This window comes from Shewanella sp. SM20 (assembly GCF_025654545.1).
Taxonomy (GTDB): domain Bacteria; phylum Pseudomonadota; class Gammaproteobacteria; order Enterobacterales; family Shewanellaceae; genus Shewanella; species Shewanella oncorhynchi.
Genome location: NZ_JAKKRK010000001.1, coordinates 51,335 through 69,783 on the forward strand (window position 1 = coordinate 51,335; position 18,449 = coordinate 69,783).

The following is an 18,449-nucleotide window of genomic DNA, read 5'->3' on the forward strand; positions in this document are numbered from 1 at the left end:
GGTTGCTTTTGTTTTAAAGGAGACGAAAGAAGTTATGACTAAGGTTCCTATGACAGTTGTCGGTGCAGAGCAGCTGCGTAAAGAGTTAGATATTCTCAAGTTTGACCGTCGCCCTAAAATCACTGAAGCAATTGCTTCAGCGAGAGAGTTAGGCGACTTGAAAGAAAACGCGGAATACCATGCGGCTCGTGAGGAACAAGGTATTTGTGAAGCACGTATCCGTGATATTGAGGGTAAGTTATCTAACGCGCAAATTATCGACGTCACTAAGATGGTGAATAACGGTCGTATCATTTTTGGCGCCACTGTGACTATTTTAAATCTCGATACCGATGTTGAAGTGACTTATCGCATAGTCGGCGATGACGAAGCGAATATTAAAGAAAACCTGATTTCAGTGAATTCACCAATAGCCCGCGGTTTAGTCGGCAAAAATGAAGGTGATGAAGTGTCTATTACTACACCAGGTGGTATGACAGATTACGAAATCATCTCAGTACAGTATTTATAATCTGCTTATATTACTTTGCTTATAGTGTTGTGAGCGTGACTCATGCGATATCGCTAAAACCGTCCTAGGGCGGTTTTTTGTTATCCGCGAATTAAGTTTGTTTACGGCTTGAGTTTACGGCTTTAGCCAAGGATATCGATCGCGCTTCAGCGTTGAATTCGGGGTAAGATGGACAAAGTTTAATTTGTCTCTTTGTAGGTTTTTACCTAAGCTGCCATCCTAGCAAAATCAACATTGGCGAAATGTGTATGTTGTTTTTTTGCGCGAGTTTCACATTATGGACCCACAGTTAAGCATCAAAAGCGAACAGTGAATAGGTTCATCTTTAGTTTGATAATGTTTTATAAGAGGGCACGCTTTGGTCAAACATTGGCGTACAGGATTGATGTTAGTTTGCGTGGCGATCATGTTGATTGCGCACTCGGCTAGCTATGCGCCAAAACCCTCAGTACAGCGCAGTGATGCAACTCGACATTATGTTCAGATGCATATGGGTCAGAAACACACTGCTCTGAAACAAACGGCTCAGATGCATACTGTGAGTCTTGATAGCTCGACTCCCCATACAAAACTAAGCGCTGAGCCTCAAAGCTTGCCCGATGCCGATGTTATCGCCCAATCTAATGCACAGTCTGATGCGCAAACCGTTGAAAGCTGCGGCTCACCGAATAGTCATGATACCGATCTAGTCAGTTCAGACTCAGAATCACAGCCAGCACCTTGTCCGAGCTCTGACTATGTAAGTCATTCTGATGACTTAGATTTTGCCCCGATAAATTCGCCGCGATTTATCAGTCTTGCCCAGCACGATGTGCGTGAGGTCAAGCCAGTATATGTACTCGCTGTAGACTTTACTGCCGAACCGACATCCAATGTCGTTGAACCCACCGATCTTGATATCACATCAGATTGGACGCTTTCTGCTGTTTCTTCCCCCGCCCGAATTTCGGGTTGGAAAGTCTCAAATCTTCAATATCGATTTAGCCAACAAGCCGCTTAACTCGCCTATTTAGGCATGACGTTGATAGGAGCCTACTCTTATCGATTTTTCATGCTGTTGTCTTTTTGTACTCACCGAAACTTTTTATATCTGCTTAAGTAAGCAGTGATGATTTGAGCCTTACGAGCTTAGCCGCTGGTACTCAATTATGTGTTTCGGACTGATATCAATATGTTCGCTTAGCGATTTGATTCAAATGCTGAGTGTTAAATAGCGAGTTAATCCCATGGAAAGAAAACCCAATCAACGGCTGCTAAATCACTATTCAGCTTGGAAATACTTAGTGCTTATTGTCACTATTATCGTGATGCTATTCAGTGCTTTGCCGACATTTTACGGTGAGGATGCTGCGGTGCAGGTGGGCGCGAAGGCGGGGTTAACGCTCACACCTATTGCCCTTCGAGATAAGCTACAAGCTGAAGGCGTGACGGTAAAACGTATCGACCAAAAAAATGGTGAAACCTTAATTGTCCTCGATGCGGATAACCAACAAACCTTAGTCAAAACTTTAGTCTCTTCTATGGTCGCAGAGCCAAAAGAGTTGACTTTATCCCTTGCCAGTGCGGCGCCAAGTTGGTTACAAAACTTAGGCTTTCAGCCGATTAAACTCGGGCTCGACTTGCGCGGTGGCGTACAGTTCTTACTCGATGTTGATATTGATCCTGTTTATCAAACTCAGGCCGAGACGCTTGTTGATTCGCTACGTCAATTCATCCGTGAGCAGAAAATTCGTGGTGCCAGCGTGCATTTGGACCAAAGTCATCAGTTAAACATGACGTTGCCCGATAATGATGCCCGTGCTGCCGTGCGTCAAATGATGAAAGAGTCCTATCCTAATTGGCAGCTATCCAATGCAGATGGCGCGGGTTTACTGATTAAGTTGAGCCAAGAAGAGCAAACGAAACTGCGTAACTTGACAGTGCAGCAAAACTTACAAGTGATGCGCAGCCGTATTGAAGAACTCGGTATCACTGAAGCTTTAGTGCAGCGTCAAGGGGAGCATCGAATTCGGATTGAATTGCCTGGAGTACAAGATCCTGCCGCCGCCAAAAATGTTATCGGTGCTACGGCGAGTTTGGCCTTCTTCGAGGTTAAAGAGTCTGGCTCCGTTAATGCTATGGTACTCAATGACAAGTCTGGTAAGCCTATTTATGTGAGCCGCACACCAGTGCTGGGTGGCGATCATATTGTCGATGCGAGGGCGAGTTTAGGCGAGATGGGCATGGCGGAGGTGAACATTAACCTTGACCGTGTGGGTGGGCAGAAAATGTCTGAGTTTTCCCGTACCAATATCGGCAAACCTATGGCGACGTCTTACAGCGAATACAGCCGTGATGAGCAAGGCAAGGCAAAGCAAACACAAGAGATTATCAGTGTTGCGACGATTCAATCCCAACTTGGAGATCGTTTTCGTATTACGGGTGCAGGCTCCTATCAAGAAGCACAACAATTAGCCCTGTTACTGCGAGCGGGCTCTATGACGGCGCCAGTGACTATTGTTGAAGAGCGCACTATTGGCCCGACGCTGGGTGCTGAAAACATTGAAAACGGTTTTGCGGCCCTTGGTTTAGGGATGGGGATTACCTTGCTGTTTATGGCGCTTTGGTATCGCCGTCTCGGCTGGGTGGCGAATATAGCGCTGATCTCCAATATGGTGATCCTGTTTGGTTTACTGGCGCTTATCCCTGGCGCTGTGTTGACCTTACCTGGTATTGCGGGTTTGGTGTTAACAGTCGGTATGGCGGTTGATACCAACGTACTGATTTTCGAGCGAATAAAAGATAAGTTAAAGGAAGGTCGCAGTTTTGCGCTGGCAATTGATACGGGGTTTGATAGCGCGTTTTCTACCATTTTCGACGCCAACTTCACCACTATGATCACTGCTGTGGTGCTTTACTCCATAGGTAATGGTCCAATCCAAGGTTTTGCCTTGACCTTAGGTCTAGGTCTATTGACCAGCATGTTTACCGGTATCTTTGCTTCAAGGGCCTTGATCAACTTAGTTTATGGACGTGATGCTAGCCGTCATGTGAAGGTATAATCATGAAAAATATTAATCTAACTAAATGGCGTTATGTTTCGAGTGCTATCTCTATTTTGTTGATGCTAGTGTCGTTAACCATCATCGGCGTGAAAGGTTTTAACTGGGGCTTAGATTTTACTGGCGGTGTCGTCACCGAAGTGCAGATCGATAGAAAAATTACCAGCAGTGAATTGCAACCTTTACTCAACGCCGCTTATCAGCAAGAAGTGAGTGTAGTCTCCGCCAGTGAGCCGGGACGTTGGGTGTTGCGCTATTCCGATATAAAGAGTGCCGATACAGAGCAAGGTAATATCGATATTCAGCAGGTATTAGCGCCGCTTAACTCTGAAGTGCAAGTGCTTAACAGCAGTGTTGTCGGGCCGCAGATTGGTCAAGAATTGGCAGAGCAGGGCGGTTTGGCGTTGTTAGTCGCTATGCTGGCGATATTAGGTTATTTAAGTTATCGCTTCGAATGGCGACTCGCATCGGGTGCCCTATTCGCTTTAGTGCATGACGTAGTGTTCGTGCTGGCATTTTTCGCCTTGACTCAGATGGAGTTTAATTTAACGATACTTGCGGCTGTGCTGGCGATTTTAGGTTATTCCTTAAACGATTCGATCATTATCGCTGACCGTATTCGTGAATTATTGATTGCTAAGCCAAAGCTTGCTATTCAAGACATTAACAACCAAGCAATTGTGGCGACGTTTTCTCGCACTATGGTGACCTCAGGAACAACCTTAATGACGGTCGGTGCGCTGTGGATCATGGGCGGTGGGCCGCTGGAAGGATTTTCGATTGCAATGTTTATCGGTATATTAACCGGCACATTCTCTTCGATTTCAGTTGGTACCTCATTGCCTGAGTTATTAGGCTTAACGCCTGAGCATTATAAGGAACAAGTGATTTCTGAAACACCTTAGGGCTATGCCAATCGCTTAAATTAACAGCGAAAACAAAAAGGCCACTCGATTGAATGGCCTTTTTGTTAACACGATAAAATCAAGAAAAATTACTTTGCCTTTGGCAAAGCAATTTTCATTTCTGGTGATTGACGATAAATCACCAGAATATGACCAATAAGTTGCACTTTTGCGGATTGAGTTTCACGTACTATGGCATCAACGATGGCATTTTTTAGCTCTCTGTCGGCAGAGGCTACTTTCACTTTAATCAGTTCATGATAAGCGAGTGCGCTTTCAATTTCAGCGAGTACACCTTCAGTCAATCCATTGGCACCAAGCAGCACCACTGGCTTTAGCGGATGCGCTAGACCTTTTAAATGCTGTTTTTGTTTGGTTGTTAAGTTCATTTCTACCAACTTTTGCTGAGTTACTGTTGAAAAACGGCTATTCTACCCTTATATAGCCTTTGTGTAACTCTCAATTGTTGCGGATTTTAAATGTCAGGTATAAAACGTACGGCCAGTTCTAATCGCTGGATGCTAGAACACTTTGATGATCACTATGTCAAACTCGCCCAAAAAATGGGCTTGCGATCTCGCGCTGCGTTTAAGCTTGAGGAGATCCAGCAAAAGGATCAACTAATTCGCCCAGGCATGACTGTGGTTGATCTCGGTGCTGCTCCGGGAGGTTGGTCTCAAGTAGCAGTTAAATTAGCGGGAGATAGAGGTAAAGTCATCGCCTGTGACATTTTGCCTATGGATCCCATCGTCGGCGTCGATTTTTTGCAAGGGGATTTTCGTGAAGATAAAGTCCTTCAAGCATTACTTACTCGCGTCGGTGATGCTAAAGTTGACGTTGTGTTGTCTGATATGGCACCCAACATGAGTGGTTCAGATAGTGTTGATCAGCCCCGTGCCATGTATTTAGTGGAATTGGCGTTAGATATGTGCCATCAAGTATTGGCTCCTAATGGCTGTTTTGCGGTAAAAGTCTTTCAGGGGGAGGGCTTTGACGAATACATGAAAGCGGTAAAAGCAGTGTTTAAAGTCGTTAAAACACGTAAACCAGACTCTTCACGGGCTCGTTCCCGCGAAGTCTATCTTGTGGCGACTGGGTACAAGTTGTAGTAACCTAGCGTTAATAATCGCAAGACTTAATGAGGTCTAGTAATTTGAGTGACATGGCAAAAAATCTAATACTCTGGGTTGTCATCGCCGTTGTGCTGATGTCAGTGTTTCAGGGTTACTCCCCCTCTTCTTCGTCATCGCAGAAGATGGATTATTCTACCTTCTTAGATAATGTCCGTGATGGACAGGTCGCAACTGTTGAAGTTAAGAGCGACCAACGTACTATTGAAGGTGCTAAACGAACTGGTGAAAAATTCACTACTATCATGCCGTTATATGACCAAGATTTAATTAATGATCTTGATCGTAAAGGCATCACTATGAAGGGCCAAGAAGCCGAAGAGTCAGGGTTCCTTACCCAAATCTTCATCTCTTGGTTCCCAATGTTATTGCTTATCGGGGTATGGATTTTCTTCATGCGCCAGATGCAAGGCGGCGGTGGCAAAGGCGCTATGTCCTTTGGTAAGAGCAAAGCCAAGCTGATGAGCGAAGATCAGATTAAAACTACTTTTGCCGATGTTGCTGGTTGTGACGAAGCAAAAGAAGAAGTGAAAGAGCTGGTTGATTACCTGCGTGACCCAACTAAATTCCAAAAATTGGGCGGCCGAATTCCAACGGGCGTACTGATGGTGGGTCCTCCAGGTACAGGTAAAACCTTGCTGGCGAAAGCCATTGCGGGTGAATCTAAAGTCCCTTTCTTCACTATTTCAGGTTCTGATTTCGTGGAAATGTTTGTTGGTGTCGGTGCATCCCGTGTGCGTGACATGTTTGAACAAGCGAAAAAGTCGGCACCTTGTATTATCTTCATCGATGAAATCGATGCTGTCGGTCGTCAACGTGGTGCGGGTTTAGGTGGTGGTCATGATGAACGTGAGCAAACACTGAACCAAATGCTGGTTGAGATGGATGGCTTCGAAGGTAATGAAGGCGTTATTGTTATCGCGGCAACTAACCGTCCAGACGTACTCGATTCTGCGTTATTACGTCCGGGTCGTTTTGACCGTCAAGTGGTCGTTGGTTTACCAGACGTTCGTGGTCGTGAGCAGATTTTGAAAGTGCATATGCGTAAAGTGCCGCTTTCTGAAGATGTGAAGGCGAGTGTGATTGCCCGTGGTACGCCAGGTTTCTCGGGTGCTGATTTAGCTAACTTAGTGAACGAAGCTGCCTTGTTTGCGGCTCGCGGAAATCGCCGAGTTGTAGGCATGGAAGAATTTGAGCGTGCAAAAGATAAAATCATGATGGGTGCTGAGCGCCGTTCTATGGTGATGTCTGAAGCCGAAAAAGAAATGACTGCTTACCATGAAGCGGGCCATGCGATTGTGGGTTGTTTAGTGCCAGAGCACGATCCTGTGCACAAGGTGACTATCATTCCTCGCGGCCGTGCCTTAGGTGTGACTTTCTTCTTACCTGAAGCTGACTCAGTGAGCCAGAGCCGTCGTAAGCTAGAAAGCCAAATTTCGGTCGCCTACGGTGGTCGTTTAGCAGAAGAGCTTATCTACGGTACTGAGAAAGTGTCGACTGGCGCATCACAGGACATCAAATACGCGACATCTATTGCGCGTAACATGGTGACTCAGTGGGGCTTCTCGGACAAGTTAGGTCCATTGCTGTATGCAGAAGAAGATGGTGAAGTCTTCTTAGGTCGCAGCATGGGTAAAGCCAAAGCGATGTCCGATGAAACTGCAACCATTATCGATGCTGAAGTAAAGGTCTTTATCGACAAAAACTACGCTAGAGCGAGACAGATATTGACGGATAACCTCGATATTCTGCACTCAATGAAAGAAGCTTTAATGAAGTATGAAACCATTGATTCACTTCAAATTGACGATTTAATGAAACGTCGTGAAGTGCGTCAGCCTGCTGATTGGCAAGTGGATGACAATGGTTCTAACGATAAAGGCAATGGTCATGGTGAACCAGCAGCGAAAGCTGAAGACAGTGTGACTGCACCTGCTGAGCCAGAACTGAAAGATCCTGATGAATCTCCAGCTAAGTAATGTGTTGTGAAACCAAAGAAAACCCCGTAAAGGGGTTTTCTTGTTTTACCTTGTTAGCAATTTGACTGCGCTGTCATTGATACTCTCTGCCACCATTGATATTTATCTTCTGACATTGGTCTTTTCGGATAGAAAATGAAGGCTTGAAATTAATGACGCCAGTTATGCCAGTGAGTAAAATCGTAAGTGTTCGTATTACAGGAGTAAATGCGTGTTTGAACTGATTGCTGGCACTAAACGCCTCGCGTTATCTTCACCCATTGTGATGGGGATTCTTAATGTCACTCCCGATTCTTTTTCCGACGGTGGTCAATATTCTTCCTATGAGCTTGCCTGTCAGCATGCAGATGACATGGTGGCTCAAGGCGCGGGAATGATAGACATTGGCGGTGAGTCGACAAGACCTGGCGCTGCCGAGGTGAGCTTAGCCGATGAACTTGCGCGGGTGATCCCGTTAGTGAAATATGTTGCGGCGCACCATGATGTGTGGATTTCGGTTGATACCAGTAAGCCTGAAGTCATGCGTCAAGCTGTTGCTGCGGGCGCGCATTTGATTAACGATGTGCGCGCCCTGATGGAGCCTGGTGCGCTTGAAGCTGCTGCAGAGTTGCAAGTCCCCATATGCTTAATGCATATGCAAGGTGAACCCAAAAGCATGCAATTTGCACCGACTTACCATAATGTTATTGAAGAAGTTTCTGTCTTTTTAACTGAGCGGATTGAAGCTTGCTTGCGAGCAGGGATCCCCCGTGAATTATTAATACTCGATCCGGGATTTGGTTTTGGTAAAAGCTTAGAACATAACTATGAATTACTGGCGAAGCTCGACTGTTTTGCCCAGTTTGATTTACCGATATTGATAGGATTGTCTCGTAAGAGCATGATAGGAAACCTCTTAGCAAAACCGACCTCAGAACGTCTTGCTGGGAGCCTTGCTGGCGCTATGATAGCGGCCCAAAAGGGCGCTCATATCATTCGTGTGCATGATGTTACTGAAACTGTGGATATGCTCAAGGTGTTACAAGCGACACAAGCGTATTTTTAAGCATCGTTATGCTCTCGTTAAGCATTTAATTAATATTATGATCCCAAATCATTGGGACACATTTGAGTTTGTGGAGCGATATGAAAGAACGTAAATTTTTTGGAACTGACGGTATTCGGGGAAAAGTCGGTTCAGGTCAAATGACGCCTGAGCTCGCGCTTAAGTTAGGTTGGGCGGCGGGGCGCGTGTTATCCCGCAGTGGTACCAAAAAGGTGATTATAGGGAAAGATACCCGTATTTCGGGCTATATGTTTGAGTCAGCATTAGAAGCTGGCCTTTCTGCTGCAGGCCTTAATGTGATGTTAATGGGACCTATGCCAACGCCAGCTGTAGCCTATTTGACGCGCACGTTTCGCGCCGAAGCTGGGGTGGTGATCAGCGCGTCACACAATCCGTATTACGATAATGGTATTAAGTTTTTCTCCACCGATGGCAGTAAGTTAGACGATAACCTAGAGCTAGAAATTGAAGCTGAGCTTGAAAAGCCCCTCGTTTGTGTTGAGTCGCATCTATTGGGGAAGGTATCGCGTATTGAAGATGCCCGTGGCCGTTATATTGAGTATTGCAAAGGTAATTTTCCTGCAGAACACACGTTAACTGGGCTAAAAATTGTGGTTGATTGTGCCCATGGCGCAACTTATCACATAGCGCCAGCTGTGTTTCGTGAGTTAGGCGCCGAGGTGATTGCCATTGGTGATAAACCCAACGGGGTGAACATCAATGATAAAGTGGGCGCGACGTCCATGGGCAAAATTTGTGAAACCGTTCTAGCCGAAAGTGCCGATTTAGGTATTGCACTCGACGGTGACGGTGACCGTATTATGATGGTCAACAGCAAAGGCGAAGTGATCGACGGCGATCAAATTTTATATATTCTGGCCTGTGATGCGAAATCCCGTGGCGTATTACGCGGTGGTGTAGTTGGTACGTTAATGTCAAACCTTGGGCTTGATCTCGCCTTGCAAGCATTAGACATCCCCTTTGCGCGTTCGAAAGTGGGCGACCGTTATGTGATGGAACTACTTAAAGAACTCGATTGGCGCATAGGCGGTGAAAATTCAGGGCATATCCTCAATCTTGATCACGGCACAACTGGTGATGGCATAGTTGCGGGGATTTTAGTGTTAGCGGCTATGCGTCGTCAGAATGCCACGCTAGAAGAACTGACTTCTGCGATGGAAATGTTGCCGCAGGTGTTAGTCAATGTGCGCTTTGAAGGCGAGCACGACCCTCTTAAGTCAGATAAAGTTAAAGCGGCGCAGGCACAGGTTGAATCTCAACTGGGCGTGCGTGGCCGAGTATTATTACGTAAGTCAGGTACTGAACCTTTGATCCGTGTCATGGTTGAAGGTGACGATCATAGTGCAGTATTGGCGCACGCAAATTTGATTGCGGATGCGGTAAAATCGGCAAGCTAATATTTGCTAATTTTGTAATGAGTGCGGCTGATACCAATTTAAAATTAAGGTGTTAGCTGCACAAATGAACAGAAAACAGCTTTGGCGTGTAAAAAATAAGCATTCCAACCTGATATCTGAAAAAATTCGAATTTAGCTATTGTAACTTAATAAGTGGTTCGCTATTATTCACGCCGCTTTCAGAGGAGACAGTGATGGCACTCAGACGTCCTATGGTAGCTGGCAATTGGAAGATGAACGGCAGTGCGGCATTAGCGCAAGAGTTGTTCAAAAAATTTGCCTCTAAGCTCCAAAATGATTCAGCTGAAGTGGTTTTATGCCCGCCTTCTATCTATCTAGAGAGCGTTAGGCAACTGCTAGAAGCAAACAAGGAAGCGTTAGACGGTTCACTTGTTAGGATGGGCGCACAAAACCTTAGTCAACATGACTTTGGCGCTTATACCGGAGAAGTTTCAGGTCAGATGCTCAAAGATTCAGGATGTCGATATGTAATTATCGGGCATTCAGAACGTCGCCGTATGTACGGAGAGACGAGTAATATCGTAGCGGAGAAATTCGCCGCTGCACAAAAGCATGGCTTAACCCCAATTTTATGTGTGGGTGAGTCAGGTCCAGCACGAGAAGCAAGACGCACCTTCGAGGTGATTGCTGAAGAGTTGGATATAGTGATCCAGAAAAATGGCACTATGGCTTTTGATAACGCTATTATCGCCTACGAGCCGCTTTGGGCTGTAGGAACAGGTAAAAGTGCTACACCAGAGCAGGCACAAGAAGTTCATGCGTTTATTCGCAAACGCCTCTCTGAAGTGTCTCCGTTTATCGGAGAAAATATCAGGATTCTCTACGGTGGTAGTGTGACACCGAGTAATGCTGCAGATTTATTTGCCCAACCTGATGTTGATGGTGGACTGATTGGCGGTGCTAGCTTAAACTCTAGCGAGTTTTTAAGTCTGTGTACCATAGCGATGAGCGCATAATATGTATGAAGTTCTAGTAGTTATTTACTTGTTGGTTGCATTAGGTCTAATAGGCTTAGTATTAATTCAGCAAGGTAAGGGAGCTGACATGGGGGCCTCTTTTGGCGCCGGTGCATCAGGTACTCTTTTTGGTTCAAGCGGTTCAGGTAATTTCCTGACACGCAGTACGGCGATTCTTGCCATTGCGTTTTTCACTTTAAGTCTGCTTATTGGTAACTTAAGTGCAAACCACGCAAAAAATGAAGATTCATGGAAAGATTTAGGTTCAGACACTGAACAGGTTACCCAACCAGTTGAGCAAGGAACCCAAAAGTCAGAAACGAAAATTCCTGACTAGTAAAAGGTGTCGCCGAGGTGGCGAAATTGGTAGACGCGCAGCCTTGAGGTGGCTGTGACCTAACGGTCGTGCGGGTTCAAGTCCCGCTCTCGGCACCAAATATAACTAAGATAGGCGAGATAAGTTCTCTCTTAGTTATTGCAAGAAATGACGATAGTCAATATACTTGCACACAGTTGACGCGGGGTGGAGCAGCATGGTAGCTCGTCGGGCTCATAACCCGAAGGTCGTCGGTTCAAATCCGGCCCCCGCAACCAACTCCTAGTAACGAATAGTGTTTGAATTCGTTATGGTTTACAGGTTCTTGAAATTAATGACCTCGTGATTACGGGGTTTTTTGTTATCTGGGACTTTTACATTTGTCGCATGCTTCGTATGTGGCGTTGTACTAGGGCTATTAAGCCCTTTTTTGTTTTTTCGGGGGTCAATCTTGGCAACGTTAGAATTCAGACTGGCAGAAATGCTCAAAGTACCTGTGGAAGCATTAGGCTTTCAGCTGTGGGGCATTGAATATGTTCAAGCGGGTAAGCATTCCACACTGCGAGTGTTCATTGATGGTGAGAATGGTATCAATATTGAAGATTGTGCCAATGCAAGTCGCCAAGTCAGTGCTGTACTCGATGTTGAAGATCCTATTTCTACAGAATATACCCTAGAGGTTTCTTCGCCAGGTGTAGATAGACCCTTATTTACTGCTGAGCAGTACGCGGGCTATGTAGGCGAGGATGTAAAGCTTCAATTGACTATGCCGGTTGACGGCAGTCGTAATTTAAAAGGCGCCATCACTGCGGTCGACGGGCAAATGCTCTCGCTGAAAGTGAATGGTAAAGAGTTAGTTGTCGCATTGGATAATATCCGCAAAGGCAACTTAATCGCTAAGTTTTGATGGTTTCAAGGTGAACGAGGCAAGACGAGATGAATAAAGAGATTCTGCTAGTCGCTGAGGCGGTTTCAAATGAAAAGGCCGTTCCACGCGAGAAAATTTTTGAAGCGCTAGAGATTGCTCTGGCCACAGCAACCAAGAAAAAGTACGAAGGTGATATTGACGTTCGTGTTGCTATCGACCGTAAAACCGGTGGTTATGATACTTTCCGTCGTTGGATGGTAGTTGATGATCACGGTGAAGCGTTAGAAAACCCTTATCGTGAAATCACGTTAGAAGCGGCACGTTACGAAAATCCGGACATCCAACCTGGCGAGTTTATCGAAGACGATATCGAGTCAGTGGTGTTTGACCGTATTACCACTCAAACCGCTAAGCAAGTGATCGTACAGAAAGTACGTGAAGCTGAACGTGCACAAGTGGTTGAGCAGTTCCAAGATCAAGAAGGTGAGTTAATCACTGGTGTGGTCAAAAAAGCGACTCGCGAGAGCGTAGTGGTTGACTTAGGCAATAACGCTGACGGCGTATTGTTCCGTGAAGACTTAATTTCACGCGAATCTTTCCGTCCTGGTGACCGTGTGCGTGCATTATTGTACTCAGTACGTCCAGAAGCTCGTGGTGCACAGTTATTCTTAAGCCGTACTAAACCTGAAATGCTGATCGAGCTTTTCCGTGTTGAAGTGCCTGAAATCGCTGACGAACTGATTGAAATCATGGGCGCTGCTCGTGATCCAGGCGCTCGCGCTAAGATTGCCGTTAAGTCGAATGATCGCCGTATCGATCCTATCGGTGCGTGTGTGGGTATGCGCGGTGCGCGTGTACAAGCCGTTTCGAATGAACTGGGTGGCGAACGTGTTGATATCGTGTTGTGGGATGATAATCCAGCACAATACGTGATCAATGCCATGGCGCCAGCCGATGTTGCCTCTATCATAGTCGACGAAGATAACCATTCTATGGATATCGCTGTTGAAGCCGATAGTTTGGCACAAGCCATTGGACGTAATGGCCAGAACGTACGTTTAGCAACACAACTGACTGGTTGGGTTCTGAACGTTATGACAGTGGAAGATATGAATAAGAAACATCAGGCAGAAAGTGCCAAGGTGGTTGATTTATTTGTTAACTCACTGGATGTCGATGAAGATTTTGCACAAGTACTGGCAGATGAGGGCTTTACGTCGCTCGAAGAAGTTGCCTATGTGCCTGTGTCTGAACTATTGGCGATTGACGGTTTTGACGAAGATCTCGTCGAAGCTTTACGTGAACGTGCAAAAGCGGCGATCTCAACTCGAGCTCTCGCTACTGAAGAAGCACTGGATGGTGTGGAGCCAAGTGAAGAGTTGCTAGCACTTGAAGGTGTTGAAAGACACTTAGCCTATGTTTTCGCTAGCAAAGGTATTGTGACTCTAGAAGACTTGGCTGAACAAGGCATTGATGATTTGATCGAAATTGAAGAATTGACAGAAGAAAAAGCAGGTGAGCTCATCATGGCAGCCCGCAATATCTGTTGGTTTGGCGAAGAAGCATAAGTCGATCAACAGGGGGATTTAACTGATGGCAGATACTACCGTAGAGAAATTGGCCACGGAAGTGGGTAAAAGTGTTGAACGTCTGATTGAGCAATTCTCTCAGGCTGGAATTAAGAAAGGCCAAGCTGATAAAGTGACTGAAGCTGAAAAGCAGCAGTTACTGGATTATCTGAAAAAGCAGCACGGTGGCGAAAATGCGCCAACGAAAATGACGCTGCAGCGTAAAACCGTATCGACCCTAAGTGTGGCCGGTAATGGTGGTCAATCTAAAGATGTTAAAGTTGAAGTTCGTAAAACACGAACTTTCGTTAAGCGTGATGCTAATGAGGCTACTCTGAAGGCTGAAGAAGAAGCGAAGGCCGAAGCAGAAGCTTTGGCAAAAGCAAAGGCCGAAGCAGAAGCTGCTGCGGCAGCAAAAGTGAAAGCTGAAGCAGATGCTAAGGCAAAAGTGGAAGCAGAAGCCAAGGCGAAAGCTAAAGCAGCAGCCGAAGTGAAAGTGGTTAAAGATATGTCACCAGAAGCAGAAGCGGCTCGTCTAGAAGCTGAACGTTTGAAAGCGGCGCAAGAAGCGGCAACCAAACGTAAGCAAGACGAAGAAGCGGCTAAAGCGGCAGAAACTGCTCGCTTACTCGCTGAAGAACATTCTAAGCGCTGGGCCGAAGAAGAGCGCCAACGTTTAGAAGCCGAGAAAAACGGTGATCATCACATCACGACATCTAAAGTAGCTCGTGCTGCTGAAGATACTTCTGATCTAGATGAAGAAAAACGCGGACGTCGTGCTCGTAACAAGAGCAACGCGAAAAAACGTGGCGGCAAAGATGCCCGTGACGGCCGTGAAAAACACATGCGTAACCGTAGCACTGCACCTGAGTCTATGGCGCATGGCTTCAATAAACCTGTGGCAGCAGTGAGCCGTGATGTGCGTATCGGTGAAACTGTTACTGTTTCTGAACTTGCGCATTTAATGGCAGTGAAAGCGACTGAAATCATCAAACAGATGATGAAAATGGGTTCTATGGTCACGATCAACCAAGTGTTAGATCAAGAGACTGCCCAGCTAGTTGCTGAAGAAATGGGTCACAAAGTTGTGCTTATCCGTGAAAACGAACTTGAGCACCAAGTGCTACAAGACCGTGATGATGAAGATGGCATTAAGCTAGAATCTCGTGCACCGGTTGTGACTATCATGGGTCACGTTGACCACGGTAAGACTTCGTTACTCGACTACATTCGCCGCGCTAAAGTGGCTGCTGGCGAAGCCGGTGGTATTACTCAGCATATCGGTGCATACCATGTTGAAACTGAAAATGGCATGATCACTTTCCTTGATACTCCTGGTCACGCCGCGTTTACCGCAATGCGTGCCCGTGGTGCCAAGGCAACGGATATTGTTGTGCTAGTTGTTGCTGCCGATGACGGTGTAATGCCGCAAACAATCGAAGCTATTCAACATGCTAAAGCTGGTAACGTGCCATTAATCGTGGCTGTGAACAAGATGGATAAACCGGAAGCGGATATCGATCGCGTTAAGAGCGAATTGTCACAACACGGTGTTATGTCTGAAGATTGGGGTGGAGACAACATGTTTGCCTTCGTTTCAGCTAAGACAGGTGAAGGCGTTGACGAACTGTTAGAAGGTATCTTACTGCAAGCTGAAGTTCTCGAACTGAAAGCGGTACGTGATGGTATGGCTGCCGGTGTGGTCATTGAATCACAATTGGACAAAGGTCGCGGCCCTGTGGCTACGATTCTGGTTCAAGAAGGTACGCTGCGCCAAGGTGATATCGTTCTGTGTGGTCTTGAGTACGGTAAAATTCGTGCAATGAAAGACGAAAACGGTCGTTCAATCACTGAAGCGGGTCCATCTATTCCTGTTGAAATTCTAGGTCTGTCAGGCGTTCCGTCTGCAGGTGATGAAGCAACAGTCGTACGTGACGAACGTAAAGCTCGCGAAGTTGCCCTGTATCGTCAAGGTAAGTTCCGTGATGTGAAACTGGCACGTCAGCAAAAATCTAAGCTAGAAAACATGTTTGCGAACATGACAGACGGCGAAGTGAAAGAACTGAACATCGTTCTTAAAGCGGACGTACAAGGTTCACTGGAAGCGATTACTGATTCGTTAACAGGTTTGTCTACCGACGAAGTGAAAGTGAACATCATCGCTCGCGGTGTGGGTGCACTGACTGAAACGGATGCAACCTTAGCGGCTGCCTCTAACGCTATCATGGTTGGCTTTAACGTACGTGCCGATGCACAAGCCCGTAAGACTATCGAAAGTGAAAGTGTTGATTTACGTTACTACAGCGTTATCTATAATTTGATTGATGAAGTTCGTGCAGCAATGACAGGTATGTTGTCTCCTGTGTTCAAACAACAAATTATCGGTCTGGCTGAAGTTCGTGATGTGTTCAAGTCACCTAAGCTGGGTGCAATTGCTGGCTGTATGGTGACCGAAGGTACCATCAAGCGTAGCGCGCCAATTCGCGTACTACGTGATAACGTTGTTATCTACGAAGGTGAACTCGAATCGCTACGTCGCTTTAAAGACGACGTTGCTGAAGTTCGCAATGGTATGGAATGTGGTATTGGCGTTAAGAACTACAACGATGTTCGCGTAGGCGATCAAATCGAAGTATTCGAAACCGTCGAGATTGCTCGTACTCTGTAACGATAATAAGGGCGGCTTTAGCCGCCCTTATCAATTTAAGCTATGGTAAGAAATATTATGGCAAAAGAATTCAGTCGTACTCGTCGAATCGCTCAGCAGCTTCAGCAAGAACTTGCTCAAGTGCTACAGCGCGACATGAAAGATCCTCGTATTGGCTTTGTGACTGTGAATGACGTCGACGTCTCTCGCGATCTCAGCTATGCCAAAGTGTTTGTGACTTTTTTTGAAGAAGACAAAGCTGTCGTTCAAGAAAAGCTAAACGCTTTGATCAGCGCAGCTCCTTATATCCGCACTTTAGTGGCGGGTCGTATGAAGCTGCGTGTCATGCCTGAACTGCGTTTTATCTACGATAGCTCGCTGGTTGAAGGTATGCGCATGTCTAACTTAGTTAGCCAAGTGATCAACCAAGACAAAGCGAAGCAACAGCAATTTGGCAGCGAAGACGCATCGGTTGAAGATGAAGTCTTAGGTGATGATATTGCTGATGACGCAGATGAAACGGAAGGTAAAGATTAATGGCTCGTCGTCCAAAAGGTCGTTTTATCGATGGGATAGTGCTGCTGGATAAATCCACTGGCATGAGTTCTAACTTTGCATTGCAAAGGGTAAAGCGCTTTTTTAATGCGAATAAAGCTGGGCATACGGGCGCACTCGATCCGTTAGCGACAGGTATGTTACCTGTATGCTTAGGTGAAGGGACTAAGTTTTCTCAGCATTTATTGGATGCCGATAAACGCTACTTAGTCACGGCAAAGCTTGGCGAACGGACAGATACCAGTGATTCCGATGGTGAAGTGGTGCAAACCCGCGCCATTGATTTTACCGAGGCGCAGCTATTAACTGCGCTTGATTTCTTCCGTGGTGAAACTCAGCAAGTGCCTTCTATGTATTCCGCGCTGAAATATCAGGGTCAGCCCCTGTATAAATATGCCCGTGAAGGCATAGAAGTGCCGCGTGAATCTCGCCCTATTACGGTATTTGAGCTAAATTTCATCGGTCTTGAAGGCGATGAGCTGACCTTAGACATTCATTGCTCTAAGGGCACTTATATTCGCACTATCATAGACGATCTCGGTGAGATGCTCGGTTGTGGCGCCCATGTGATTATGCTGCGCCGCACCCAAGTTGCACAGTATCCCTATGCCAGAATGGTCACTTTAGAACAACTTGAAACGCTAGTTGCTCAAGCACATGAACAACAGATAGATCCGAGCGTATTACTCGACCCTCTGTTATTGCCTATGGACACGGCCGTGGCCGATTTTCCAGAGGTGAATGTGCCGGATGCGATAGCTCCTTACTTAATGCAAGGTCAAGCGGTTCGTGTACCGGTTAATGCAGAATTGAAAACCGATGAGTTGGTACGTATCACTTTAGGTGATATTCGCCGATTTGTGGGGATTGGCACAATGAACGAAGATGGCTTATTAGCGCCGAAACGACTCATTGTTATCCATGACGAACCTGCAGAAACGCATTAGCCCGCTATCCATCGACAAATGATTAAATTAGTTGATGCATTAGTCACCGCCTTTTATTGCGCTAGGGTGGGTTTATGGGTAAAATAGCGCGCCCTCTGGCTGAGTTAGTGATCGGCTAGAGATTCATATTATTTATTTGGAGATATACATGTCACTAAGTCCTGAAGCAAAAGCAAAAATTTTGGCTGATTTTGGCCGTTGTGAAAACGACACTGGTTCAACTGAAGTTCAAGTTGCTTTGTTAACTGCGCAAATCAACCATTTGCAAGATCACTTCAAAGAGCACATTCATGATCACCACTCACGTCGTGGTCTGTTACGTATGGTTAGCTCACGTCGTAAGTTAACTGCTTACCTGAAACGTACTGATTTAGCACGTTACACTGCTCTGATCCAAAAGTTAGGTCTACGTCGTTAATTTCGCGTCGACTAACGTGAAAAAGGAGGCTTAGCCTCCTTTTTTATTGTCTAAAATTCAACAGAATATTGATTGTGCAAACGAGAGATATACAGAAGTTACAGCCAAAATCAGTCTAACGTTT

Annotated in this window: 17 protein-coding genes and 2 tRNA genes; 18 read left to right on the top strand and 1 reads right to left on the bottom strand. The window is 45.9% G+C overall.

Annotation, left to right across the window (positions count from 1 at the left end):
• Nucleotides 1-34 precede the first annotated feature (34 nt).
• The 4 genes from greA (at nt 35) to secF (ending at nt 4,457) form a co-directional block, all read left to right on the top strand.
• The gene (greA, locus tag L5M18_RS00270) at nt 35-511 is read left to right on the top strand and encodes a transcription elongation factor GreA (RefSeq protein WP_028761461.1); all 477 of its coding nucleotides are present in this window, start codon (nt 35-37) and stop codon (nt 509-511) included.
• 385 nt (nt 512-896) lie between these two features.
• On the top strand, nt 897-1,511 hold the full coding sequence (locus tag L5M18_RS00275) for a hypothetical protein (protein WP_263195667.1): 615 nt from the start codon (nt 897-899) through the stop codon (nt 1,509-1,511).
• 226 nt (nt 1,512-1,737) lie between these two features.
• Nucleotides 1,738-3,552 (top strand): protein translocase subunit SecD, encoded by a 1,815-nt coding sequence (secD, locus tag L5M18_RS00280; protein ID WP_105251696.1) that lies wholly within the window; start codon nt 1,738-1,740, stop codon nt 3,550-3,552.
• Nucleotides 3,553-3,554: 2 nt separating this feature from the next.
• The gene (gene secF / locus L5M18_RS00285; RefSeq protein ID WP_028761458.1) at nt 3,555-4,457 is read left to right on the top strand and encodes a protein translocase subunit SecF; all 903 of its coding nucleotides are present in this window, start codon (nt 3,555-3,557) and stop codon (nt 4,455-4,457) included.
• 89 nt (nt 4,458-4,546) lie between these two features.
• On the opposite strand, the gene yhbY is transcribed toward secF, so the two are convergent.
• A complete protein-coding gene (yhbY, locus tag L5M18_RS00290; protein WP_006082725.1) occupies nt 4,547-4,846 on the bottom strand; it encodes a ribosome assembly RNA-binding protein YhbY in 300 nt (99 codons plus the stop codon).
• 90 nt (nt 4,847-4,936) lie between these two features.
• On the opposite strand from yhbY, the gene rlmE reads away from it, so the two are divergent.
• From rlmE to rpsO, 14 genes are all read left to right on the top strand, one after another.
• On the top strand, nt 4,937-5,566 hold the full coding sequence (gene rlmE, locus L5M18_RS00295) for a 23S rRNA (uridine(2552)-2'-O)-methyltransferase RlmE (protein WP_006082724.1): 630 nt from the start codon (nt 4,937-4,939) through the stop codon (nt 5,564-5,566).
• 29 nt (nt 5,567-5,595) lie between these two features.
• On the top strand, nt 5,596-7,566 hold the full coding sequence (ftsH, locus tag L5M18_RS00300) for an ATP-dependent zinc metalloprotease FtsH (RefSeq protein ID WP_168822810.1): 1,971 nt from the start codon (nt 5,596-5,598) through the stop codon (nt 7,564-7,566).
• 211 nt (nt 7,567-7,777) lie between these two features.
• On the top strand, nt 7,778-8,611 hold the full coding sequence (gene folP, locus L5M18_RS00305) for a dihydropteroate synthase (protein WP_263195668.1): 834 nt from the start codon (nt 7,778-7,780) through the stop codon (nt 8,609-8,611).
• Between the two features lie 80 nt (nt 8,612-8,691).
• Nucleotides 8,692-10,029 (top strand): phosphoglucosamine mutase, encoded by a 1,338-nt coding sequence (gene glmM, locus L5M18_RS00310; RefSeq protein WP_263195669.1) that lies wholly within the window; start codon nt 8,692-8,694, stop codon nt 10,027-10,029.
• Nucleotides 10,030-10,223: 194 nt separating this feature from the next.
• Nucleotides 10,224-11,006, top strand: a complete 783-nt coding sequence (tpiA, locus tag L5M18_RS00315; protein WP_006082720.1) for a triose-phosphate isomerase — start codon at nt 10,224-10,226, stop codon at nt 11,004-11,006.
• Nucleotide 11,007: 1 nt separating this feature from the next.
• Nucleotides 11,008-11,343 (top strand): preprotein translocase subunit SecG, encoded by a 336-nt coding sequence (gene secG, locus L5M18_RS00320; RefSeq protein ID WP_028761453.1) that lies wholly within the window; start codon nt 11,008-11,010, stop codon nt 11,341-11,343.
• Nucleotides 11,344-11,354: 11 nt separating this feature from the next.
• Nucleotides 11,355-11,441: transfer RNA gene (locus tag L5M18_RS00325), tRNA-Leu, on the top strand.
• Nucleotides 11,442-11,523: 82 nt separating this feature from the next.
• Nucleotides 11,524-11,600 (top strand) — tRNA-Met (locus L5M18_RS00330).
• A 173-nt stretch (nt 11,601-11,773) separates the two neighbouring features.
• Nucleotides 11,774-12,229: a ribosome maturation factor RimP gene (gene rimP, locus L5M18_RS00335; protein WP_006082718.1), complete on the top strand. Its 456-nt coding sequence runs from the start codon at nt 11,774-11,776 to the stop codon at nt 12,227-12,229.
• Nucleotides 12,230-12,258: 29 nt separating this feature from the next.
• Complete coding sequence (gene nusA, locus L5M18_RS00340) at nt 12,259-13,758, top strand: transcription termination factor NusA (protein ID WP_028761452.1); 1,500 nt, start codon at nt 12,259-12,261, stop codon at nt 13,756-13,758.
• A gap of 25 nt (nt 13,759-13,783) precedes the next feature.
• Nucleotides 13,784-16,426 carry a translation initiation factor IF-2 gene (gene infB / locus L5M18_RS00345; RefSeq protein WP_105251699.1) on the top strand — a complete coding sequence of 881 codons (2,643 nt, stop codon included), beginning with the start codon at nt 13,784-13,786 and terminating at the stop codon, nt 16,424-16,426.
• Between the two features lie 57 nt (nt 16,427-16,483).
• Nucleotides 16,484-16,942 (top strand): 30S ribosome-binding factor RbfA, encoded by a 459-nt coding sequence (gene rbfA / locus L5M18_RS00350; protein WP_105251700.1) that lies wholly within the window; start codon nt 16,484-16,486, stop codon nt 16,940-16,942.
• Nucleotides 16,942-17,907 carry a tRNA pseudouridine(55) synthase TruB gene (truB, locus tag L5M18_RS00355; protein WP_263140107.1) on the top strand — a complete coding sequence of 322 codons (966 nt, stop codon included), beginning with the start codon at nt 16,942-16,944 and terminating at the stop codon, nt 17,905-17,907. Before rbfA ends, truB begins: the two co-directional genes overlap by 1 nt.
• A 148-nt stretch (nt 17,908-18,055) precedes the next feature.
• A complete protein-coding gene (gene rpsO / locus L5M18_RS00360; protein ID WP_028761447.1) occupies nt 18,056-18,325 on the top strand; it encodes a 30S ribosomal protein S15 in 270 nt (89 codons plus the stop codon).
• Nucleotides 18,326-18,449 lie beyond the last annotated feature (124 nt).